Origin of the sequence: Bradyrhizobium sp. MOS001, from assembly GCF_004634465.1 — a bacterium.
Classification (GTDB): Bacteria; Pseudomonadota; Alphaproteobacteria; order Rhizobiales; family Xanthobacteraceae; genus Bradyrhizobium; species Bradyrhizobium barranii.
Genome location: NZ_SPVJ01000022.1, coordinates 58,288 through 81,589 on the forward strand (window position 1 = coordinate 58,288; position 23,302 = coordinate 81,589).

Genomic DNA, 23,302 nt, shown 5'->3' on the forward strand with positions numbered 1-23,302 from the left:
TCGCCGATCGCTGCTGCGATGGCGGAGTGAAAGGCAGTGATGTTGCGATCGATCCTCTTGCGAGACCGCCGTCTGCTCTGGCAACAATCGCGTCTGGCGGGATCTTCCCCAGGGGCTGCATCGATGCAGCCCCTTGTTCAGTCACAGGATGCTAACTCAAGGACTTCGGAAATAGCTTCCAAAGTTCGAGGCCGTTAAGAAACAGACGCATCCACGATCATGGCGTGTCCAGTTGCTACTTGCACTCTGCTCTATTCTGCCGCGACGATATTCGGCGACCGCCAGACGGCCGACGCGTAAAGGGCCGGCTCGAAGTCGTCGGCGATCGGCCCGTTGATCCGCGCCTCGTGCGCCGGAAGGTCGTCAAGGAACAGATCCCTGCTGATCCGCGCCACGACGCCCGGAATATCGCGCTTGAAGCTCGGCACGTCCCCAATCGGCAGGCCGAAGCTGACGAATGCCGCGGGGTTGAACACGTGGATGTTCCGCAAGTAAGGCGCGCGGCCGGGCTCCTTCTCCAGGAATTCATGGCCCGCACCGAGATAAGGGTGTGCGCCCAGGGCCTCGTCCTGCTCGTCCGCGGCCGGAGAATAGCGGTCGCGCCATAGCAGGATCTCGTCGGAAAAGGCGACGAGCTCAGGCCGCTTCGCTAGATCGACCTGGTAGCCCGTACCGGCGATGACGAAATCGAATGCGATGTCGCCCTCCGTCGTGGTCGCGAGCAGCCGCCGTCCGAACGGCTTGGCTGACGTCCACGACGCTGCCAGATGAAGGTGGAAGTTGGGAAACTTGACCGCACGCGCGATTGCATCGGGCGGCGGCGTCGATCCCGCGCGACGGAAGCGAATGGCCTGATGCCAGCGCACCGCGTCCGGGAGCACCCCGTAATTGTCGTATGCGCCCGGATATCCACGCGTCCTGATCACAGGCTCCGAGGCCACCCTGCCGCGTCGCGCAAAGAGATGCACCTCCCTCGCCCCTGCTTCGAGCGCAACTGCCGCGGCATCGAACGCAGAGGCCGCACTGCCCAGCACCGCAACCGACTTGTTTCGCAGCTTGGCGAAATCGATCGCCTCCAACGTATGCGCGTAAAGCTCCTTTGACAGATTGCGGGAGAGCACGTCGGGGACGGACGGACCGCCGTTGCTTGGGAAACCGCTGGCAAGGATGATCTTGCGGGCCGTTTCCGTCTTCGCTTCGCCCGCTATATCGAGATGAAGCCGCAGGTGGTCCTGCGCCGGTTCGATACGAACAAGCTTGGTACGATAGCGCACCTCGATGCCGAGCGTGTTGCGATACCAGTCGAGGTAGGCGGCCCAATCCACGCGAGCAATACGATCGATCGCTTCATATGCGACCGCGCCATGGCGGGCTTCATACCAAGCCTGAAAACTCAGCCCCGGCAGACCAAGCTCCGGTCCGGGCAGCCCCTTCGGCGTGCGCAGCTTGTGCATGCGCGCGCTGCTCAGCCATGGACCGGACGACGCCGCGTCATGTGATGCATCGATCACCGTGACCCTGCCGATGCCGGCACGGCGCAATGCAAAGGCGAAAGCGCTTCCGGATTGCCCGCCCCCGATGATGGCGACGTTGTGGTCGCCCCCATGACGATCCGGAACCCAGTTCTGCGGATCTGGACCAATCAGACGCAAGGTCTCGCGAGCCGCCTCGTCGACATCAGACTGAAACATGTTGCACCCGGATTTGTCTGCATCAGATGCGACCAAATCGTAGAAGCCAACGACACTCAGTCAATGAAATGGAATCGGTTTTGTTTGGCGGCCCGAACAACGAACCCACCGCGAGGGCACAGCGTGTTGAAAGATTTGCGCCGACAGCGCGGAGCAAGCCAGGAAGGGCGACGGGACATTCGCTCGCACGTCGGCTTTCAGTTGAAGCGATCGGTTCGTGACATCATCTACATAATTCGTTCCCGCCGCTAGATTCATGCTCGCGTCGCACCGAACAACGCAAATCCATTTCATCGACTTTTCTTAGCCTGGCAACATAGAGTTCGTCCCGATCAAGCCGTCTCGACGGCTGTTGGAGATTTTGGACAGCACGATGTCGACCCACGGCGTCATCAGCCTCGAACAGGACACGCTCGAGCTTGCACGGACCTACGAGCAAGCCGGCATCCTCCAGTTTCACCATGGCAAATTTCTCATTGGACCGCTGGCTTTGAAGTCAGGGGATCGCGTGCTCGATATCGGTGCCGGCACCGGCCGCCTGAGCGAATTCGTCGCGGGACTTGTCGGCCCGACCGGGCGCGTGATCGGCATCGATCCCCTGGAGAACCGGGTCGCCATCGCGCGTCTGCGCGCCTCGGGGACGCTGACCTTCGATGTCGGCCGTGCCGAGGACCTTTCGCGCTTTGGACCCGCGGAATTCGACGCCGTCTACCTCAACAGCGTCTTCCACTGGATCGCGGACAAGCGGCAGGCGCTGCGCGAGATCGAACGCGTCCTCAGGCCGGGCGGCCGGATCGGGCTGAACGTTCAGGATCCGACCAAACCTCACGAGTCGCGAACCCTGCTCCGCCAGGCGATCGAACAGGCCGGCTTCGGCGAGAGAAGCAGCGAGTCGCATCGCGTGCTCGGATCGACTGAGGACGAGCTAAAGGCTCTGTTTGCCGAGGCGGGCTTCGTCGATTACCGAAGCGATCTGCGCTCGCTCATCGATCTCCACGACGACGTGGACTCGGTGCTCGGATGGTCCGAAGCCAGCGCATTCGGCAACTTCCTTGGCAGCTTCTCCTCGGAAGAACGGGCAGCGATTGACGCTGCCTTTGCCGCGCTCGTCGAGGCGAAGCGCACTCCGGAGGGCCTTCGCCTGGAGCGATATCTGCGTTTCGCCTTCGCGCGAAAGCCGAGGTCACGCACCGTCACTTCCGTCTCGTAGCCGCTCCGCCTCTTCTCGCATCTGGACATTCGAACCATGGGCAATCAACGGCAGCTTGTTCTCAACCTCTTCATCTATCCCGGCGGCCATCACGAAGCCGCGTGGCGCTACAAGGGATCTGAACCAGATCGCATTCTCGACATCACCCACTATCAAGAGCTTGCGCAGCGCGCCGAAGCCAGCAAGTTCGACGCCATCTTCTTTGCCGACGGACCGGCGCTGGCGGACAATGTCCGTTACGCCCAGCGCTTTCGCTTCGAGCCGATCACATGGCTCGCGGCTATCGCCGCGGTGACCAAGCGCATCGGCCTGATCGCAACGGCATCGACGACCTATACCGAGCCTTACAACCTCGCGCGCCTGTTCGCCTCGCTCGACCATCTGAGCCAGGGCCGCGCCGGCTGGAATATCGTGACGACCAGTGCGCCACAAGCAGCGCAGAACTTTGGCCTGCCCGAACACCCCCCGCATCACGAACGCTACGAGCGCGCCCGCGAATATCTCGACGTGATCTCGCGGCTCTGGGACAGCTGGGAGGATGACGCGCTCGTCAACGACCCCATCTCGGGCATTTTTGCCGATACCAGCAAGATCCACACGCTCGACCATGTCGGCAAACACTTTCGCGTGCGCGGCCCGCTCAACATTTCGCGCGTGCCGCAAGGCCGGCCGGTCTATGTGCAGGCCGGCGCCTCCGACGACGGTCGTGCCTTCGCCGCCCGTTTCGCGGAGGCAATCTTCACCGCGCACCAGACCCTGGACTCGGCTCAGGCTTTCTATGCGGACATCAAGCGCCAGGCCCGCTCCTTCGACCGTAGTCCTGACGAGATCAGAATCCTGCCCGGTATCAGTCCCTTCATCGGCAGCACGCAAAAGGAGGCGGATCGCCTCCAGGACGAATTCAACGCGCTGATCCAACCGGAATATTCCCTGACCCAGCTGCGCCAAATGATCGGCGTCGATCTCTCCGGCTATGATCTCGACGGCCCCGTCCCGCGCCATCTCATCGACACCGCGAGCGCGCGCGGCGTTGCAAGCCGCTTCAAGCTGGTGGTCGACATCGTCGACCGCGAGAAGCCGACCATCCGCCAGCTGGTGCAGCGCCTCGCCGGCGCGCGCGGCCATTGGGTCATTGCGGGCACGCCGGAAAAGATCGCCGACAACATCCAGAGCTGGTTCGAGGGCGGTGCGGCGGACGGATTCAACGTGATGCCACCCTGGCTGCCCGGCGGCTTCGACGTCTTCGCCGAGCAGGTCGTCCCGATCCTGCGCAAGCGCGGCCTGTTCCGCGAGGACTACACCGGAACGACCCTGCGCGAGCATTACGGCCTGGCGCGTCCCGCCAGCATCTACTCCAACGCGGTCAAGGCGATCGCCTGACACCGCTTCCGCACTGACATCCCAACTCGAGACCAGTAAGAAGACATGAAGACAGCGTTGTTTCTCCTCTCCGGCCTTTTGGCTCTTTCCCCTTTCGCCGCCGAAGACGCCTTGGCACAGCAGCCCGCGAAGCCGGAGCTCCGGGTCGGCTTCGTGCCGGGACCGTATATCGACGAGTTCAAGATCGGCGTCGAGCCCGAGCTGAAGAAGAAGGGCTACAAGATCCGCTATGTCGAGTTCTCGACCGGCCTTGAAGCCAACAATGCGGTATTCAAATCCGAGATCGACGCCAATGTGATGCAACACACGATCTTTCTCGATTCCTACAACGAGCGGCAGACGACCGATCTCGTCGGCATCGTCCACGTCCCCACCCCGCCGATGGGCCTCTATTCGAAGAAGCATCCGCTGGGCACGCCGATCAAGCCGGGCTCGAGCGTCGCCGTGCCGAACGATCCGGTCAATCTGCAGCGCGCGCTGTGGGTGCTGCGTGACCTCGGCCTGATCGAGATCCGTGATAGCAAGTCGGTCGACGTCACCGAGCTCGATGTCATCAAAAATCCCGGCGGCATCAAGATCGTGCCGCTCGAGGCCGCACAGGCGCCACGGGCGCTCGACGACGTCGATTTCGCCGCCGTACAGGGCAATTTCGCGATCTTCAGCGGGCTGAAGCTGACCAATGCCTTTGCGCTGGAGAAGATGACCACGCCCTACATCAACGTGCTCGCGGTGAAGAAGGCTAACGCCAATGCCGAATGGGCCCAGGACATCGTCGCCGGTTACAAGTCGCCGACGTTCAAGACGGCAATCCGGGCCGACCGGTTCTATGACGGGTTCACTTTGCCCGATTACATGAAGTGAGGGAATCGCATGTTCGATTTCACGCTTGAATGGGCCAGCCGCCGTTCCACCGCCGAGCGCGCGATCGACGCGCGAGCGATGACCAGTAAGCTTCGTTTCCAGGAGGCTTTCGTCCTCCCGCTGGTCTTGCTGATCATCTTCCTGTTCGCACTGGGCATCATGACAGGAGCTCATTTGAACAGACGAGCAAACCACGCTTTGCCGTATCTCGTGTCGGGGGGCATGGGTATGCCCATGCTCTATCCCGCATCGGAGTCCTGTCGCAGGCCATCGAACCTCGGTTCCCTGCCGCGGCTCCGGCAGGCTGAAGTGCTTGCGCTACTGACGGCCGACTAGCGGCAAGACTATGCCTTCCATGCTTTCGGCGCGGCGATGGATATCAAAATCATCCATCTCAGCCGAGCATCGTGGAATTTTCCAGCCGCGCTCGCGACGACGCCAGCATGATTCAACCAAACTGATTCCGACGAGTGTGTAGCAATGTTCAATTCCACCCCCGCCGTGATAGCTTTTCCGGGTTCTCGTCCTACACCGTCGTCCGGAGTGAACATGAGCTACGTCATCTCGCTGCATTCAGGCTTCGCTCGTTTGATCGAACAGGCACGTGGATGGTTCCGGCGCTCGCTGCGGCCACGGACAGGCGGCTCGGACAACACGCAGGACGATCTCTACGAGATCTTCCTGTTTGGGCCCCACGGCTGACGCCCGGCAACGCGTCCAACTTTTCATCACACTGAGGTTTATGACATGACCGACGCTGCGTTGCAGCTCGCCGAGACTGGACGCCGCCTCGACGCCATCGACCGCAAGATCCTGACGGTGCTTCAGGAGGATGCTTCGCTCTCGGTGGCCGAAATCGGCGACCGGGTCGGCCTGTCGTCCACGCCCTGCTGGAAGCGCATTCAGCGGCTCGAAGCCGACGGTGTCATCCTCAAGCGCGTTGCGCTGGTGGACCAGAACAAGATCGGCCTCGGCCTTTCGGTGTTCGTCTCGGTGGAGAGCGCGGATCACTCCGACGTCTGGCTGAAGCGTTTCGCCTCAGCAGTCAGCGCAATGCCAGAGGTGATGGAATTTTACCGGATGGCCGGCGACGTCGACTACATGCTGCGCGTCGTCATTCCGGACATGCCGAGCTACGACGTGTTCTACAAGAAGCTGATCCACGCCGTCCCGCTCAAGAACGTCACCTCGCGCTTCGCGATGGAGAAGATCAAGTCGATCACGGCGCTGCCAGTGCCGCCGATTGCCGTGGAATAAGAGCCAACAAAAGACGAGCCAATTCCACGCGACGAATTGACAGATCGCGAACCGAGGCATCCTTAGACGACGGCGCCGCAAATCCTCTCGTTTCTGGTTGGATTGGAGTGCGTGGTGAGATTTGGCGCTACTATCTGCGCACTACTGCAATCGCCCGCCGCTACGCCACATGTACCCGATCTCAGACATTCGTATCGTAGCGCCTGCTGAGCGCTTCGATCCACCTTTGGACGCCTGCTCACACTGGCTTTGATGGGATTTTTCTTGATCCCCCGGTGCACACGTCGTGCACACGCCACTATCTAACCTATTGAAGGACTTTAATTCTCGCTCCGGTCCATCATGGGCGCCACGGAAAAATTCCAGTAATTACAAGCGCTTATCTCAGCCAATGAATGTATTCCTGAAGTCGCAAGGCCCTGATCCGCAACGCTTTTATTTGCGGCGGAGATAGTTGGCCGCCAGCGGTACAACATGAGGTGCCGCATGCGCAAATGTTGTACCGCACATCTAAGCGATTGGCCGCGTTTTGCTTTCTTTTTCGCGGTCGTAATGCCAGTCCGTCGGCCGGAAGTGCCGTGATTCTCTCTGGGTCGTACAACAAACTCACACTACTTGAGCGCGACAATATCCATCTCGGCGTGAATATTTGAATCGGAAAGTAAACAGGAAAATCGACGATGGATCGTGATCGCCTGCTGAATGATCTGCTTCCGCATCGGATGCAGGCAGTTGCCACGCTCAATCTCGCGCTAAAGCTCTACGCTACGTATGGCGTAGCGCCGATGAATCTCCTATGCAGGCGATAAGCTGGTAGTCGAAGGAAACCTGCTCGCCTTCATCAACCCAGCAATCGAAGCCGGAATAATGCACTGTCGTGCGCTGCTGGAGTTTCTTGGGCTATGCAACGACAACGGGCGGCTCGGTAACATCAGCCGACCACGTCGCCCCACCGACGTTGGAATTGAGCACTTCAGCACATCAGAAGGGTCGCTGGAGAAAGTCACGCCAGATAAGGTGCTGCGCCTGTACCCAGGGCCGAGCGATGAAGCGGAAAACGCATTGCTCGCTGTATTTCACGTGACGAACAAAGGACTCGCTCACGTCACCAAGGATCTGAGCGAAAACCCTGGGTACGGCCCGCTGGTGGAGATTGCCAGCAGAGGCGTCCCATCGCTGATGGTGAGTTACCTCTACACACCACTTGGTCTGCCTGCACCGGAATACAAGCTCACACACCGACCGCGCGGCGAGTGACTGGCTCGTTGTCGTTCGACGGCTCGAACACCACAACTGCGCTCGGGAAAGGTGCGCTGTTTTTCGATCCTCCGAACTTTACCGGAACCTTCCACAGACTGCAGCGCGCATTTCGATGGTAGAAAAATTCATTCTTCGCGCGCCGGCATCAATGCCACTCTACTCCGCGCGGGGTCTTGCGGAATGTCCTTTCAAGCCGGCGACACACCACGAGAGTTGACGAGCTCGAGAAGATCGTTTCGACGCCGGACTCGAATTGGCATACGACCAAGAGCGGCAATCGACGGGTATTTGGCCGCAAGACGACCTCGGTCGAGTGCGTTCGCGCTGGCAACAAGATAACCGTCACTCACATCGTCCTGATCCCGAGGCATTTGTTGTCCATCTCCAGCGAAATTTGGAATGGCCAGGTCCGTTCGTTTCGCCTCTCCTACGCAGAAATGTCGATCGTGCCCAAACATCTCTATGAATGGGTGCTCCGACCAACGCCACCAATCGCCAGGGGCTATCCATGTCTGCGCGCTTCTTTTCGCTCTTGCTCACCCGACGTCGGCTGTTGGTCGCGACCTCCGTGGTAACAGCCGTCGCCGTGACGGCAATGGCAGGTCTCTCTCCGGCTCAAAGTGCTGGCGCTCCACCGAACGGCGGCGACATCACCTTCCTCATCGACTCGCTCGGCAGCACCTGGATTCCGAACAACAGCGCGATCTCCAGCTTCCAGGGCCACATCTGGGGCCACGTAGCCGACAAGCTCGTCTATGTCGATGCTGACGGCAAGGTTAGCCCCTGGATCGCCGAAAGCTGGGAGCAGAACGGCGAGGCCACACAGTTCACCCTGCACCTCAAGAAGGGTGTGACCTTCTCCGACGGAACACCGCTCGACGCGTCAGCCGTGGTCGCCAATCTCGACATCTGGCACGCAGGCCGGCGGAACGAGGGGATCAATCCGATTGGCCTCTTCCCGAAGACTTACGACCATGCTGAGGCGGTCGATGCCACCACAGTCAAGGTTGTCTTCAAAGCGCCGACGCTCGGGTTTATCCCGACGCTCGGCTATCACGGCTCGATCCTCATCTCCCCGAAAACGATCGCGCAGCCCGCAGCCCAGCAGGCTGATCTGGCCAAGACATCCGGCAGCGGCCCGTATGTGGTCGCTTTAGGGCGACTTCGTCAAGCTGGTCAAGCGCAAGGACTACAATTGGGGGCCGGCAGCCGTCGGCCACACCGGTCCGGCCTACCTCAACTCTATCGCCTACAAACTCGTGACCGAGCCGTCGCTGCGGGTCGCCGCTGTCCAGTCGGGACAGGCCGATGTCGCCTACAGCCCCTCACCGCAGGAACTGAAATCGCTCAAGGAAGCGGGCTTCACGGTCGCAACCCCGCGCTATCTCGGTTTCGTCAACGGCCTCGCGATCAACACCAAGCTGGAGCCATACAATGACGTGAAAGTGCGCCAGGCTCTTCAAGCCGGCATCAACCGGAAGGAGATCATCGACACCGTCTATACGCCTGACTGGAAGCTGGCGACGTCTTTCATCCAGAGCAACGTGCCGGGTGCGACCGACCATAGCGAGCTCCTGGCCTACAACCCCGGCAAGGCGGAGAAGCTTCTCGACGAGGCCGGCTGGATCAAGGGTGCTGGCGGCGTCCGTGCCAAGGACGGCAAGCAGCTGTCGCTGACGCTCCACTCCAACCCCTATCTTGCGACGGCAAAGTCGATCGACGAGCTCATCGCCCAGCAACTCGGCAAGCTCGGCTGGAAGGTCACCATTCGCGCCTACGACGTCGTGACGTTCGGCGAGAAGGTCCGGTTCGGCGGGCCGGCCGTGCCGGCCTACGAGGTGACGCGCAGCTTCATTGACGCCGGCACGGTGGCCAGCATCCTCACCGACGCCAACAACGGCGAGAACTGGTTCAACCTCGGCGACAGCGACAAGAAGCTCAATGAACTGCGCGACAAGATCGCCGGCGCGGCCTCTCTCGACATTCGCAATCCGCTGCTCGATGAGTTGCAGACCTACGTTCTCCAGCAGGGCTATTTCATCCCGCGCACGCAGATCGTCCAGCGGATCTACGTGCAGTCCCCGAAGCTCAAGGGGGAGGTCTACAACGGCATCGCCTACGCCAGCTATTACACGGCAACGATCGGCGAGTAATCCGCAGTGCAAACAAGCAGCGTGAGGAGGCGACCGGCATGAGAAGCGCCTACCTGTCCTATGCCGCGAAGCGCTTCGCCCAAGCCGTCGTCGTTATCCTGCTGGCTTACGTCTTCACTTTCGTCGTCGTGAGTATTTTGCCTGGTGACCCCATCACCAACGTGCTGCGCGACCCGCAGAATGGATTCAGCGAGGATCAGATCAACGAGATCATCGCCGCCCAAGGCCTGGACCGGCCAATTCCGATCCAGCTGTGGGCGTCCTTGTCCAACTTCGTGACCGGCGACCTCGGCCTGTCGATGCGATCCAACCGGCCTGTGACGACCCTGATCGCCGAGGTTCTCCCTTCGACACTGATCCTTGCATCCGCAGCTTTCGCCATCGCGCTGCTGCTGGCGGCCACGATCGCCTACGGCACCCAGTTCCTTCCGAAACGGTTCGGCCAGGGCTTGCTGCGTGGCTTCCCATCGTTATTCCTGTCAGTGCCGAACTTCGTGATCGGCTTGGTGCTGATCCACATCTTCGGCTTCCAGCTCGGGTTCTTTCGCGTGATCGCGCCGGACAGCTTCTGGGCGACCTTCTTCGCCGCGGTCGCGCTCGGCATCCCCATCTCCGCACGGATCACCGAGGTGCTGATCGCGAACCTCGACAACGAGTCCGAGCAGGAATACGCCGCCGTTGCGCGCAGCCGTGGGCTCGGGCAGATGCGCCTCTTTGCCAAGCACCTGCTCAAGCCGTCTTCGCTCCCGGTCATCACCGTCATCGCACTCGCCATCGGCGAACTGCTCGGCGGTTCGCTGATCACCGAGACAGTGTTCGGACGCACCGGCATCGGCAGCCTGGTGCAGCGTTCGGTGAGCACGCAGGACCTGCCTGTCCTGCAAGCGGTCGTCTCGCTTGCGGCAGTGGTGTTCGTGCTCGTTAACCTGATCGCCGACCTCGTCTACCCCCTGCTAGACCCGCGCGTGAAGCTGATCGGCGGTCGCAAGGTCTGCCCGACCACCGCCGACGAGAGCTCCGCCAATCTTTCCCAGGCGGTGACGCCATGACCGTCGCCTCCGTCTCGCCGGCCTCGCGCATCGCGGCGATCAGCCGGCTGACAGCCCTTCGGGTGCCGCCGACCGTCGCGCTCGCCTTCGTGGTCATCGCGCTCGTGATCGCCTGGTCGCTCGCACCTGGCCTGTTCACGAGTCATGATCCCGCCAACGGCGTCCCCGCTGACAAGCTGCTCAGCCCCAGCGCAGCACACTGGTTCGGTACCGATCACCTCGGTCGCGACCTCTATACCCGGGTCGTCTATGGCACGGCCTCCTCGGTGACGAGCGCGCTCATCGCGGTCGTCATCGCCGCGGTTGCCGGCGGGCTCATCGGCCTCCTGGCCGGCTTCCTCGGCGGCTGGATGGACATCGTGCTCGCCCGCCTGGTGGATGTGCTGCTGGCGATCCCGAACTTCCTGCTGGCGGTCATCGTTGTCACCGCGATAGGTTTCGACACCACGAACGCTGCGGTTGCGACCGGCGTCTCGGCGGTCGCCGTGTTCGCGCGGGTGATGCGCTCGGAAGTGATCAAGACCCGGCAGGCCGTTTTCGTCGAGGCATCGTTCCTGATGGGCGGCTCGCGCCGGCACATTCTGTTGCGGCACGTGCTGCCGAATGCATCGCGCTCGGTGCTCCCGCTCGCGGTGCTGCAGTTCGGCCTGTCGATCCTGGTGATCGCCAGCCTTGCTTTCCTCGGCTACGGCGATCCGCCTCCCGCCTCCGACTGGGGCCTGCTGATCTCGATCGGCAAGGACTACCTCAAATGGCCGTGGCTGGTGTACGCCCCCGCCTTCGTCACGATCGCGACCGTCCTCTCCGCAAACAGGATCAGCCGATGGCTCCGCAAGACAGACTGACCGCCACGTTCACCCGCGCCGAGCGCGTCGCGCCGACGCCGCTGCGGTCGATTCCGCAGCTCCGGGTCGACGGCCTGTCGGTCTCCTATGGGCCGCACGAGGTCGTGACCAACGTGAGCTTTGAACTCGGCCGCGGCGAGAGCCTCGCCCTCATCGGGGAGTCCGGCTCCGGCAAGTCGACGATCGCCCGCGCGGTGCTGCGGCTGCTCCCCAGCGGCGGGCACGCCACCGGCCGCGTCGCGTTCGACGGCCAGGAGGTGCTGGGGATTTCCGAGCGCGGCTTCCGGCCGCTGCGGGGACGAGCCATCGGGTTCGTCCCGCAGGATCCCGCCAACTCACTCAACCCGGTACGGACAATCGGTGCCCAGGCGCAGGAGGCGGCTGCGCTGCTCGACGAGCCCGACAAGACGATCCGCAAGCAGCTCATCCTGGAGACGTTCGCCCAGGTTGGGCTCGACACCCCCCTGCGTGTCTACGACTCCTACCCGCACCAGCTGTCCGGCGGCATGCTCCAGCGCGTGCTGATCGGCCTTGCGATCCTGCCACGGCCGGCACTGCTGGTCGCGGACGAGCCGACCTCCGCGCTCGACGTCACGATCCAGAAGCGGATCCTCGACCTGCTCACGCGGCTGCAGCACGATCTCAAGATCAGTCTGCTGCTCATCACGCACGACCTTGCAATCGCCGCCGAGCGAGCGGACTCGCTCGTGGTGCTCAAGGACGGCGTCATCCAGGAGGCTGGCCGGACCGCTTCCGTCTTCTCCTCGCCGGCGTCGGCCTACGCAAGGAAGCTGCGCGCGGATGTCCCGGCCCTCAACCCCGACCGTTACGCCGCACTGCGCGACACGGGCTTCCGTTCCCTCAAGACCGGCCAGGCACCGAAGATCGAGGTCAGCGCCGTCACGAAGACGTTCACAGTCGACGGCAAGGCGCTGACGGCCGTCGACGATTTGTCGTTCAGCGTCCCTGCTGGCACCACGCACGCGCTGGTCGGCGAATCGGGCTCGGGAAAGACCACGACGGTCCGGTTGCTGCTTGGGCTGGAGGGACCCGACACCGGGAGCATCTCGGTCGCAGGCGAACAAATCACCGGCCGCTCGCCCGAGGCACTGCGGACGGTGTGGCGCCACCTTCAATTGGTCTACCAGAACCCGTTCACCTCGCTCGATCCGACCTGGACGATCGAGCGGCTCGTGCGCGAGCCGCTCGATCGATTCAAGATCGGAACGCAAAAAGAACGGGATGAGCGCGTCCGCGAAGCGTTGGCCGATGTCGGACTTGGCGAGCACCTGCTCTCCCGCAAGCCCGGAGCCCTGTCAGGTGGCCAGCGCCAGCGCGTGGCCATCGCCCGGTCGCTGGTCCTCAAGCCCGACGTGATCGTGCTCGACGAACCCACCTCCGCGCTCGACGTCAGCGTCCAGGCCGGCATCGTCGAAGTCCTGCTCTCGCTACAGACTACTCTGGGCCTGACCTACGTGTTCGTGTCTCATGACCTGGCGCTGGTGCGTCAGCTCGCCCACACCGTCTCCGTGATGCATCGCGGACGCATCGTCGAACACGGGACCGTCGCCGACATCTTCGACAACCCTCAGCAGCCCTATACAAGGTCGCTGCTGGCGTCGATCCCGTCGGGTGGCGACGATGTCGCACACATGCGCACGCGCGCCTTCGGTTGATCATGACCGCGGATTGAATGAGCCGCGGAAGGCCCCTGCCCGCTCAGTTCTCATCATCCAATGCAAGCACGGCAAAGCTCGCGAGCCAGTGCTCTCCCATGTAGTGACCGGCGATATGGGGGAGGCCTGCGGCCAGATGCTCGCGCGCCGCTTCGTGAGCAACGACGCGGCGGGGGTCGCTTGCCGGCAAGGCGTCGCCGAGAGAACGCCAGCACCAGGCGCGGCTGAGATTGAGTCCGTCGAGATGAGCGATCTTGCCGTCGGTGCGATCGGTGACCGTCGCAGGCTTGAACAGCGTTGCCGGCCGTCGTTCGACCAGCCGCGGCAGAAACCGATCAAACCAGGGAAGGAACGCGTCCGAGGGCAACAGCCGCCGCATGCATTCGGCCTCGATAAGAGCCGAGGACTGGAAGTCGTCGCCACTCGGCTCACCCCAGGCGGGACAGTCGGTGTCCTCACCATACCAGCGCTGGCCAGTCTCGTGCAGCAACCTGGCAAGCGCTTCATCCTTTTTGATGCCGGCGTAGTCTGCCGCCATCCGCAGGCCAAACGCCGTATTGAAATGGGTGCCGACGCGTACGGGATAGAACGCCAACGGCAGGAAGTCGCGAAAGCGTTGCGCGATGATTTCGGCCAGCGGCGCGAGATTGCGACTCCAGCGATCGTCAGGGTGGAGCGCCAGTTCAGTCGCGAGCTTCAGGAGCCAGGCCCAGCCATACGGCCGCTTGAAGCCGCGGGCAGTCGGGCGGGCGAAGTAAGCACGTTCGGCGGCGACCTTCTCGGGCACGAATTGCGTATCGAAGAGAGCGCGAATGTCGGAGGCTGCCGCAAAGTCGGGAAACCTGCGCAGCAGTCGCGCCAGCATCCAATAGCTGTGGACGCAGGAATGCCAGTCATAGCTGCCGTAGAAGATCGGATGCAGCTGGCTCGGCGTGCGGGCATCCGCAGGTTCAGCCAGCGCGTGGTCAACGTTATTGGGATATTCGCGCCCGACATGGCCGAGCGCGATGTTGGCAAAATGCGAGGCATGTTCGCGGGTAAGACGGGGCGTGGTCACGGCTTGGCCTTTCCAGTGTCCCGGCCGATCAATGTCTCGATCAGGCGCGGCAGGAGGTAGATCGGAAATTGCGTCGCGGCGAAGTATAGCGCCATGCGTGGCGAGGCGGCAGCACCCAGCGCCGACCAGACCAGGCCGACATTACGGTTGCCGAGGATGAGCCCGACGGTCAGCCGCTGGCTCAAATTGCCCGGCAGCAGCACGACACCAGCTGCTTGAAGGGCGATATTGCATGCAAAGGCGAGCCCGAGGCAGAGCGTGGCGGCCCGCACATCCGCCGCGATCTGCGCGCGAATGTCAGCCATCGTCGCCACCGCAAAGACGAGGAGCGCCGCGACGATGATCCCGTCGACCATCCTGCCATGGGCCGCCAGCACCGGGGCTGCATGCCGGCGGACCAGGAAGGCCACCCCTTCGGCGCCGCCGATCAACAGCGCCAGACGAAGCGCGAGCTCGAGCGCGCTGATCTCGAGTCCGCCGAACCAGCCTGCAAGAAGCGGCACGGTGACCGGAGCCAGCACCATGGACAACACCGTCACCACGAGCGGCACCGCTCCGTCGAGCCCGAGCATGCGTGCCACCGCTGCCGTTCCGCTCGATGGCGGCGCCGAGACGGCGAGCACCGCCGCGAGCGCGATCTCCGGACCAAGGTTCAAGGCGTGACCGGCAACACCGACGACGAGTGGACAGGCCACCATGACGACGGCCGGCAAGAGCACGGAAAGCGATGGCCGTCGCAGCGTTGCGACGACGGCCTGACTGTCGATCCGCAACAGCGTTCCCAGCACGATCAGGAAGATCGTGGTTGGCATCAGGGGGCGAGCGAGGTCCGCAAGAGCCGGAAAGACCAATCCAAGCAGGACGCCAAGCGCCAGCAAGGTCGGTCCGCGCGGGATGAAGTGCAGGAGTGAGGATCGCATACGCCGCGCCCAATCATGTCGTCTCCGCCAGGAGACCACACCCCGCATCATTCTTGAAATCGATTATTACTATATCTATCATCGTTCAAATGAATTTGGCTTCCGTCGACCTCAACCTCCTGGTCGCCTTCGAGGCGCTGATGGAGGAACGCCATGTGACCCGCGCCGGCCAGCGCATCGGCCTGGCGCAACCGTCCATGAGCAGCACGCTGACGCGGCTGCGTGCGCTGTTTGGCGATGAGCTCTTCGTGCGCTCGGCCTCCGGCATGCAGCCGACGGCCAAGGCGCTGTCGCTGGCGCGGCCGATCAGCGACGCTCTGGGCCAGATCAGGGGCGTGCTCGAACCCACATCAGCCTTCAATCCGGCAACAGCCCGCCATCGCCTGTCTATTGCGGCGACCGACTATGGCGACCTCGTCGTGGTGCCGCGACTGGTCGAGGCGTTGCGGCGGGAGGCGCCTGGTATCGATCTCGTGGTGCGCCCCATCATTGATCCGGCCGCGAGTGTCGCAAGCCTGGAACACGGCGATGTCGACGCGCTGATAGGTGGCCATCTTCCCGCTTCCCCGCGCATCATCCGATCCACGCTTTTCACGGAGAGTTTCGTCTGCATTCGCGACGCCAAACGCGCCAAACTGAAAGCCCGTCTCACCAAGGACGATTACACGCGGCTTCCGCATGTGCTGTTCTCCTCCGCCGGCGGCGACGGGCTTCCCGGCGCAATCGACACGATGCTGAGCCGGCACGGACGCAAGCGCCGGACCGCGATCACGCTCGCCCATGTCGTCGCGGTGCCGTTCGCCGTCGCCGGCACCGATCTCGTGGCAACCATGGCCGAGCGCGTCGCGCGCCGCTTCGCGACAGCCGCCGGCGTATCTGTCGTTCCGGTTCCCTATGATGTGGAGCCATTCACCATCGACCTTCTCCACACGCGCCGCGCCATGGCCAATCCGGCGCTGCGCTGGTTCATCGAACTGGTCAATCGCGTCTGTGGGACGCTGTAGCGATCGGCGGGCCGGCAGCAGGCTGCTACTTCCGCTCAATCAGCTGCGCGATCTCCCAGACATGGCCTGAGGGGTCGGCAAAGGACGCAGTTCGTCGCCCCCACGGACGGTCGATCGGGCCATTGAGCAGATCGACGCCAATCTCCCGCAGGGCTGAACAGACCTGATTGACGTCGACGACCCTGATCGTCAGGAGTGCGCGCGCCCCTGCGGAGGACAGCGCGACACGCAGCGGCTCGACAAGCGGCGGTGCCTGAGACGCGTCGAGAAGATTGACCAGGAGCCCACCAAATCGAAGCACGGATGAGACCTCATCCTCCCAGACCGTCTCAGATTTGAAAACCTTGGCGTAAAACGCTTTCGACGAGACAATGTCATCGACGAACAATGTGATGACTTCAACTTCGCTTGGCAGACCATTGACCATGTCGCCCTGCTCCTCACCGTTGCTGCGGCAGCCTGCACAAGCGTGACAAGCCGCTTGCCGCTATATCTCACGATGTTAGAGCGTGGCGCAATTCGGCTAGCCGGGTCATCGGCCCGGCTTGGAAGCCTCGATCCCTAATTGAATAGATCCGGTTCCGCCTCGGTGATCCAGTCCCACAACGGCTGGAAGCTGAAATAGCCGCCCTTGTGCGTTCCGACCTGCCGCGAGGTCAGGCTGGCGATCTCGTGCGGGATCGGCTTTGGCGTACCGGCGGCTTCCGCAAGCAGCTGGGCGCGCGCAGCATTGTCCATGGCGATGTACCACCAGGCGGCGGCCTCGATGGTCGGTCCGACCGTGAGCAGGCCGTGGTTCTGCAAGATGGCCGCCTTCTTTGATCCCAGCGCCTGCGCGATTTTGCGGCCCTCTTCCGCCTCCAGCACGACGCCGGAGAACGGATCGAACAGCACGTGATCCTCGTAGAAGGCGCAGGAATCCTGCGTCAGCGGATCGAGCAGGCGGCCGAGCGCCGACCAGGCCTTGCCATAGGTCGAATGGGTGTGCGCGGCCGCGATCACCTCAGGATGCGCGGCGTGGATCGCGGAGTGAATCACGAAGCCGGCTTGGTTGATCGGCTTGTCACCGATCAGGATGTTGCCGTCATGGTCGGCGAGTTGAAGGTCGGAGACCTTGATCTGACTGAAATGCTTCGACAGTGGATTGATCCAGAACCGTTCGGGAAACTCCGGATCGCGTACGGTGACATGGCCTGCGAGCCCCTGATCGAAACCGTAGCGCGAGAACAGGCGGAATGTTGCGGCAAGCCGCTGTTTGCGGTGCAGCCGCTCTTCCTCGAACGTCGCGGCCGGCGTGCGCTCGACCAGAGAGTATTTCTTGGGCTTCTCGACGACCTTGTTCATTGCTGCGGTTTCCTTCTCTAGTACTCGAGATTCTTGTCGAAGACGTCGGCCAGCGCCACGCCATGCGCATAGGCGTCGAGGTTGACCAGCGTCTTGTCGGCCAGCCGCTTGGCATCCTCGCCACCCGTCCATGACACATGCGGGGTCAGGACGACCTTGGGATGGCGATAGATCGGATCGCCCTCCGGCGGCGGCTCGGGATCGGTGACGTCGAGCGTCGCGCCGGCAATCCGCCCCTCGTCGAGCGCCTGCAACAGCGCACTCTGATCGACGATCCGCCCACGCGCGACATTGATTAGGTGCAGCGACGTCTTGGCCCGCGCCAGCACATCGGCGTTGATCAGACGCGCGGTCTTGGTCGTCGCCGGCAGAGCAAGGACGAGATGATCGGAAACCGCGACCAGTTCCTCGATGCTATCAACCGGCTGGATGCCCGGAAGGACATATGGCCAGGCCGAGCGCCTGAGAACCCTGATGTTGACACCGAACGGCTTGGCCCGCTCGGCGACTGCGCGGCCGATCGCGCCGAAGCCGGCAATCCCGATCGTCTTGCCGGTGAGCGAGCCCAGCGGGCCGATCTTCCACTGCTCGCGATTGCGCGGCCGGATGTCATGGATACGCTTCTCGAAGCCGAGAATCGCCGCAAGGACATATTCCGCGATCGGATCAGCCGAGATGCCGCGGCCGACCGTGACCACCGGACCGTCGAGCAGCCATGCCGGAAAGAAATCGACGCCCGTCGAAGCGGTCTGGATCCAGCGCAGGCCGAACGGCCAGCCGGCCGGCTTCTCCGCAGGCGCCTTGTGCCAGCCCACTAGCGGCCGCGTCAGCAGCACGTCGGCTTCGGGAGCAACATCCCAGGGCGCGCGATCGGCGGGATGATCGATGATCAGCGGGCGCGACCAGTGATCGACCAGCGCCGCACGAATGTCCGGGCCAAGCTGATTGACGATGATCGGCGATCGCACGCTGGTGGAGGCGCGCTGGTTTTCAACTCGGGGAGTGTTCATGTCACGCAGTCACGATGGCAACGATCCGGATATGCTAGGCGTTTGCGGCAAGATAGTCCTTTCAAAGATGACGGGTGTCTTGCAACAAGAGGACGACGCGCTTCGGCAAGACAAAAGGATTTGTCTCTGGAGCCCTGGCGTCTCTGCGGGGGCTCGCGCCCGACGCGGCAAAGGCTCGAACCCGAGCCCCGCTGATTAAGAGCCAGTTGGTCCCATCCCAAGACGTCGCGTCATTGATCGAATAGGTCGCAGTTAGCTGCGTGAGTGCAAAGCAGCTGCGCTTTCCGCGACCAATCCGCCTGCTTCAAAACGCCTGCTCACGTTGGCCTGCGCAAGATTTTCTCGATCTCCCGGTGCACACGTCATGCACACGCCGCCCTTTAACTGATTGAAACAATCTAACCCTCGCTCCAATCCATCACGGGCCACTTTCGGCTAACAACAGCGAAGAAGAGCGAGCCCGGTCTAACGTGAACCGCTCGATGCCGCAGTCGGTCGTCGCGGCGCTTCCTGTTCAGGAGTCGAATCCAATGGAGTGACCTCGTGGAACTCGAATACCTAACGCAGGAGGGCGTTTCCGCGCTGGCGCAGCACAAAGCTTAATTTCGCGACAGCAGGGCATCACTGATCTTCTCGGCCGCCATGATCGCGGGGATGTTGGTATTGGCCGTCGGCAGCCGCGGCATGATCGAGGCATCCGCCACAAAGATGTTCTCACTGCCGATCACTCGGCCCCCGGGATCGACCACCGCCATCCGGTCGGCGGGATCGCCCACGCGGCATGTCCCCACTGGATGCCAGACTCCGAACACGCTTTGCCGTACGAAGGCTTCGAGGGCACGGTCGTCGGCAAGCGTCGCTTGGAAGGCCGTGCCGTTGAGCAGCACGAGCCGGATCACAAGCGCCCTGAGGCCCGCGGGTATGTCGAGCATTGGCCCGAGGATGGACGCAACAATGCGATTGACGGTGCCGTACCGGCTCAGCCGCTTGATCCGCGGAGAAAAGGAGGCCGGGAAGAAATCGCCCGCCTCCGGGTTGAGCGCGGGATGAACGACAAGCTTCGCGAGCAGCCGGACGGCCGCGACCATCCGTTCGAGATCGCGTCGGTCGGACAGCAGGTTGAAATCGACAACAGGATAGGTTTTCGGGTCGCGGCTCGCCAGCGTGAGCGAGCCACTCGAATACGGCCGGTTGCACCAGAGAAAGTAGAGACCAAGCCGCGTGCCCAGCGCATGCCACCCGCCGCGCGCCGAGGCAGTGATGTACATGTCGGAGGCGTCGCAGCCGGGATGTTCGGACGAGAAGCGCATCGCCGCGAAATTGGGACGCCGCCGGGCAAGCGGCAACCGCAACCGGCGCGGCAAATATTGACAGAAGGTCAGTGCGGGATGATCGCGCAGATTGCTGCCGACGCCGGGCAGATCGATCGCCACGGGAATGCCGAGCGCTTGCAGCGCCGCACCCGCGCCGATGCCCGCCCGCATCAGGATCGCCGGCGATTGCAGCGCGCCTGCGGTCAGGATCACGCGGCCGGCGGCGACGGCGAGCTTCTGCCCGCCCCGCGCGACCACGACGCCCGTCGCGCGGCGGCCATCGAGTTGGAGTTGTTCGACCTCGCTGTCCGCCCAGATGGTCAGGTTCGGCCGCGCGCGCGTTGCCGCGTCGAGATATCCGGCGGCGGTCGAGACGCGCCGGTCGTTGCGATTGGAGAAGGCCGGCGGAAAGATGCCGTCCTCGAACTCGCCGTTCTGGTCCTTTCGGAACGGCAGGCCGGTCGCCGACAACGCTTCGCCGACGGCGTGGCCAAACGGCGGCATCGCCTCGCGCGCGATGCGGCGGATTGGGATTGGGCCGTGCTTGCCATGCAGCGGGCCGTGGAAATCCAGGTCCGTTTCGAGCTTGAGGAAGTACGGCAGCACATCCGCCCAGCCCCAGCCGCGCGCGCCGAGATCGCGCCATTCGTCATAATCGCGCGGCAGGCCGCGATTGGCCGATTGCACGTTGATGCTGGAGCCACCGCCCATCACCCGGCCCTGCTCGTAGGCGCGGACGACCGGCTTGCCCTCGGCATTGCGGCCGGCGGCCGCTGACAGGCCCGGCCAGATGTATTTGTCGCCGAAGAACAGCGTCATCGGATAGCTGTCGAGTATTTCCGGCGGCGTCGCCTCGGGCGGCGTGTCCATCCCGGCTTCGATCAGAAGCACGCGGCGGCTTCCGTCTGCGGAAAGCCGGTTGGCGAGCACGCAGCCCGCCGATCCGCCACCGACGATCACGTCGTCGAAATGCAGCCCATCCATTCCCGTCTCATCGCGCAATTCGATGGATCGGCGCGCCCACGAAAGCGGCCGCGCCGATTTGGCTCAGCGGAAGTTACCCTTGGTCTCGGGGATCACGACCGCACCAATCAGGTAGATCACGAACACGCCGACTGCGAAGTAGGCCAGCGACATCGGGATCTCCGCAGGGCTGCCGCTCACCAGCGAGACGAAGGTCGGCATCATGCCGCCCAGCGCAAAGCCGATGTTCCACGACAGACCCGTGCCGCTCGCGCGCAACGCGGTCGGAAAACGCTCGTTGAGGAAGATCAGCACCGGCGCATAGCCGGCATTGCCGATGAAGGCGATGGCGAGCGCATAGAGCGTGATTTGGGTCGTGTCCTTGGTCGCCGCGAGATTGAGGTAGCACAGCGGCAGCAGCACCGCGGCCAGGACGCCGATGATGAGGAACGTCTTCTTGCGGCCGATACGATCGCTGAGCGCGCCGACCAGCACCGCGGAGAAGAACGCCGACACGCTCGCACCCATCAGGATCAGCGACGAGGTCTGGTTCGGGACCGCGTTGATGACCTTCAGGAAGCTCGGCAGATAACCCGAGGTCAGATAATAGCCGGCACCACCGCCGAAGGTTATGAGAAGGTTGACCAGCAGTACGCCGCGATACTCGCCGGAGAACACGTCCCTGACCGGCGCCTTCGAGACCTTCGCCTGCTTGTTGCCCTGCTGGCGCTTGAGCTCCTTGAAGTAAGGCGACTCCTCGAGGTTGCGGAAGATGAACCAGCCGAGCAGCGAGCTCAGCAGCCCCGAGAAGAACATGAAGCGCCAGCCCCATACCGCGAAGGCATCGCCGGGGAAGATCGAGGACGTGATCAGGAAGATGAAGGACGCGAGCAGCGCACCGATGCCGGCGCCACCGCCGCCGACCAGGCCGGACATCGCGCCGCGCCATTGCGCCGGTACCGACTCGGTGCCGATGGTGTGCGTGGAGGCCACGACGCCGCCGACGAAGATGCCCTGCACCAGACGCAGGATCAGGAAGAGGATCGGCGCGATCACGCCGACCTGGGCGATGGTCGGCAGCAGGCCGAACGCCGCCGTGCTGATGCCGACGCCGATGATGGCGATCAGCATGGCCTGCTTGCGGCCGTGCACGTCGGCATAATGCCCGAACACCGCCGAGCCCAGCGGCCGCATCAGGAGCGTCACGGCGAACGAGCCGTAGACCGCAGCCAGCGACAGCGCTGGGTTGCTCGACGGAAAGAACAGCGCGCCGACGACCGGCGCCACGTAGAGCAAAATGAACAAATCGAACAGATCCAGCGCCCATCCGAGCACCGATGCGATGATCGCATTGACCATCTGCTTGTTATCCGCCGACGCCTGTGCGCCCGCGGCCGGCATATCCATCTCAGCCATGCTGTTTTACCTCCCCCGTTTTGATAGAGCCGCGGCTCGCGTCATTGCGAACCGCGGCAGTTTTGTCGCGCATCAGCGCCCGGTGAACTTCGGCGGACGCTTGGCGTTAAAGGCTTCGACGCCTTCCTTGAAGTCTTCCGACTGGCGCAGGCGGCTGTAGCAATGGCCTTCGAGCTCGATCGCGATAGCGAGCGTCGAATCCTCGGTGTCGTTGAGGAGCTTCTTGGCGGTACGTTGCGCCAGCGGCGAGAAGGTGCGGAGCTCGTCGACCAGCTTGTCGGTCGCCTTCTCCAGCTCGGCATCCGGCACACACTCCGTGGCGATGCCCCAGTCGAACGCCTGCTTGGCCGAGATACGCTTGGAGCGCATCACGATGTCCTTGGTGCGGGTGATGCCGACCATCTTCTGCAAGCGAGCCGAGCCGCCCGAGCCCGGGATCTGGCCGAGCTTCTGCTCCGGCAACGCGTATTGCGTGGTCTCCGAGGCGATGCGGAAGTCGCAGGCGAGTGACAATTCGAAGCCGACGCCGAAGCAATAGCCGCGATTGGCAACAATCACGGGCTTGGCGCAACGTGCAGGCGCGGCGATGTTCCAGGCGAGCTTGGAGACGTGCTCGGGGCTCGCTTCCATGAAGCCACCGATATTGCCGCCGCTGGAGAAATGCTCGCCCTCGCCGCGCACCACGATGACGCGCACGCGCGGATCCTCGTCCAGCGTTTCGAAGGTCAGGCGCAGCTGGTCACGCTGCGGCATCGCCACGACATTGTAGGGCGGCCTCCCTAAGATGATGTCGGCGCGCTCATGCGCCTCGTCGATTTCGACCTTGAACCCGTCGAGCTTGGCGAGCCGCGGATCGGCAAATGTGTAGGGTGATGGCATCGGTGCTTCCTTCT

The 23,302-nt window shown here is 63.1% G+C and carries 20 protein-coding genes and 1 pseudogene; 12 read left to right on the top strand and 9 right to left on the bottom strand.

What is annotated here, in order from left to right; all coding sequences use genetic code 11:
• Window positions 1-251: 251 nt before the first annotated feature.
• Window positions 252-1,691, bottom strand: a complete 1,440-nt coding sequence (locus CT676_RS24780; protein ID WP_085404167.1) for an NAD(P)/FAD-dependent oxidoreductase — start codon at window positions 1,689-1,691, stop codon at window positions 252-254.
• 373 nt (window positions 1,692-2,064) lie between these two features.
• Between CT676_RS24780 and CT676_RS24785 the strand changes: the two genes are divergently transcribed.
• The 11 genes and pseudogenes from CT676_RS24785 (at window position 2,065) to CT676_RS24830 (ending at window position 13,382) form a co-directional block, all read left to right on the top strand.
• Complete coding sequence (locus tag CT676_RS24785; RefSeq protein ID WP_085404168.1) at window positions 2,065-2,901, top strand: methyltransferase domain-containing protein; 837 nt, start codon at window positions 2,065-2,067, stop codon at window positions 2,899-2,901.
• A 36-nt stretch (window positions 2,902-2,937) separates the two neighbouring features.
• Window positions 2,938-4,281, top strand: a complete 1,344-nt coding sequence (locus CT676_RS24790) for an LLM class flavin-dependent oxidoreductase (protein WP_085404169.1) — start codon at window positions 2,938-2,940, stop codon at window positions 4,279-4,281.
• Window positions 4,282-4,326: 45 nt separating this feature from the next.
• On the top strand, window positions 4,327-5,142 hold the full coding sequence (locus CT676_RS24795) for a MetQ/NlpA family ABC transporter substrate-binding protein (protein ID WP_085404170.1): 816 nt from the start codon (window positions 4,327-4,329) through the stop codon (window positions 5,140-5,142).
• Between the two features lie 9 nt (window positions 5,143-5,151).
• Window positions 5,152-5,478 carry a hypothetical protein gene (locus CT676_RS24800; protein WP_085404171.1) on the top strand — a complete coding sequence of 109 codons (327 nt, stop codon included), beginning with the start codon at window positions 5,152-5,154 and terminating at the stop codon, window positions 5,476-5,478.
• A 213-nt stretch (window positions 5,479-5,691) separates the two neighbouring features.
• Complete coding sequence (locus CT676_RS44280; RefSeq protein WP_155795282.1) at window positions 5,692-5,844, top strand: hypothetical protein; 153 nt, start codon at window positions 5,692-5,694, stop codon at window positions 5,842-5,844.
• A 45-nt stretch (window positions 5,845-5,889) separates the two neighbouring features.
• Window positions 5,890-6,399 carry an Lrp/AsnC family transcriptional regulator gene (locus CT676_RS24805; protein WP_063984182.1) on the top strand — a complete coding sequence of 170 codons (510 nt, stop codon included), beginning with the start codon at window positions 5,890-5,892 and terminating at the stop codon, window positions 6,397-6,399.
• Between the two features lie 867 nt (window positions 6,400-7,266).
• A complete protein-coding gene (locus CT676_RS24810) occupies window positions 7,267-7,656 on the top strand; it encodes a hypothetical protein (protein WP_085404172.1) in 390 nt (129 codons plus the stop codon).
• A 511-nt stretch (window positions 7,657-8,167) separates the two neighbouring features.
• Window positions 8,168-9,812, top strand: a pseudogene (locus CT676_RS24815) (ABC transporter substrate-binding protein).
• Between the two features lie 38 nt (window positions 9,813-9,850).
• Window positions 9,851-10,861 carry an ABC transporter permease gene (locus CT676_RS24820; RefSeq protein ID WP_085404173.1) on the top strand — a complete coding sequence of 337 codons (1,011 nt, stop codon included), beginning with the start codon at window positions 9,851-9,853 and terminating at the stop codon, window positions 10,859-10,861.
• Entirely contained in the window at window positions 10,858-11,706 is an 849-nt protein-coding gene (locus CT676_RS24825) for an ABC transporter permease (protein ID WP_085404174.1), read from the top strand. Before CT676_RS24820 ends, CT676_RS24825 begins: the two co-directional genes overlap by 4 nt.
• The gene (locus tag CT676_RS24830) at window positions 11,685-13,382 is read left to right on the top strand and encodes an ABC transporter ATP-binding protein (RefSeq protein WP_135215578.1); all 1,698 of its coding nucleotides are present in this window, start codon (window positions 11,685-11,687) and stop codon (window positions 13,380-13,382) included. The genes CT676_RS24825 and CT676_RS24830 overlap by 22 nt, the downstream gene beginning before the upstream one ends.
• A 43-nt stretch (window positions 13,383-13,425) precedes the next feature.
• Here the strand turns inward: CT676_RS24830 and CT676_RS24835 are convergent, their stop codons facing one another.
• Together CT676_RS24835 and CT676_RS24840 are read right to left on the bottom strand one after the other, a co-directional pair.
• The gene (locus CT676_RS24835; RefSeq protein ID WP_085404176.1) at window positions 13,426-14,439 is read right to left on the bottom strand and encodes a DUF2891 domain-containing protein; all 1,014 of its coding nucleotides are present in this window, start codon (window positions 14,437-14,439) and stop codon (window positions 13,426-13,428) included.
• Window positions 14,436-15,359, bottom strand: coding sequence for a hypothetical protein (locus tag CT676_RS24840; protein WP_085404177.1), 924 nt, complete (start codon window positions 15,357-15,359; stop codon window positions 14,436-14,438). Before CT676_RS24840 ends, CT676_RS24835 begins: the two co-directional genes overlap by 4 nt.
• 89 nt (window positions 15,360-15,448) lie before the next feature.
• Between CT676_RS24840 and CT676_RS24845 the strand changes: the two genes are divergently transcribed.
• Window positions 15,449-16,363 carry a LysR family transcriptional regulator gene (locus CT676_RS24845; RefSeq protein ID WP_085404178.1) on the top strand — a complete coding sequence of 305 codons (915 nt, stop codon included), beginning with the start codon at window positions 15,449-15,451 and terminating at the stop codon, window positions 16,361-16,363.
• A gap of 25 nt (window positions 16,364-16,388) precedes the next feature.
• Here CT676_RS24845 and CT676_RS24850 read toward each other — a convergent pair whose 3' ends face one another.
• From CT676_RS24850 to CT676_RS24875, 6 genes are all read right to left on the bottom strand, one after another.
• On the bottom strand, window positions 16,389-16,790 hold the full coding sequence (locus CT676_RS24850) for a VOC family protein (RefSeq protein ID WP_135215579.1): 402 nt from the start codon (window positions 16,788-16,790) through the stop codon (window positions 16,389-16,391).
• 134 nt (window positions 16,791-16,924) lie between these two features.
• Window positions 16,925-17,839, bottom strand: a complete 915-nt coding sequence (locus CT676_RS24855) for a class II aldolase/adducin family protein (RefSeq protein ID WP_275552121.1) — start codon at window positions 17,837-17,839, stop codon at window positions 16,925-16,927.
• Complete coding sequence (locus CT676_RS24860; RefSeq protein ID WP_135215581.1) at window positions 17,725-18,717, bottom strand: NAD(P)-dependent oxidoreductase; 993 nt, start codon at window positions 18,715-18,717, stop codon at window positions 17,725-17,727. Before CT676_RS24860 ends, CT676_RS24855 begins: the two co-directional genes overlap by 115 nt.
• 599 nt (window positions 18,718-19,316) lie before the next feature.
• Window positions 19,317-21,014, bottom strand: coding sequence for a GMC oxidoreductase (locus CT676_RS24865; RefSeq protein WP_085404181.1), 1,698 nt, complete (start codon window positions 21,012-21,014; stop codon window positions 19,317-19,319).
• A gap of 63 nt (window positions 21,015-21,077) precedes the next feature.
• Complete coding sequence (locus CT676_RS24870; RefSeq protein ID WP_085404182.1) at window positions 21,078-22,409, bottom strand: MFS transporter; 1,332 nt, start codon at window positions 22,407-22,409, stop codon at window positions 21,078-21,080.
• A gap of 72 nt (window positions 22,410-22,481) precedes the next feature.
• A complete protein-coding gene (locus tag CT676_RS24875) occupies window positions 22,482-23,288 on the bottom strand; it encodes an enoyl-CoA hydratase-related protein (RefSeq protein WP_085404183.1) in 807 nt (268 codons plus the stop codon).
• Between the last annotated feature and the right edge of the window lie 14 nt (window positions 23,289-23,302).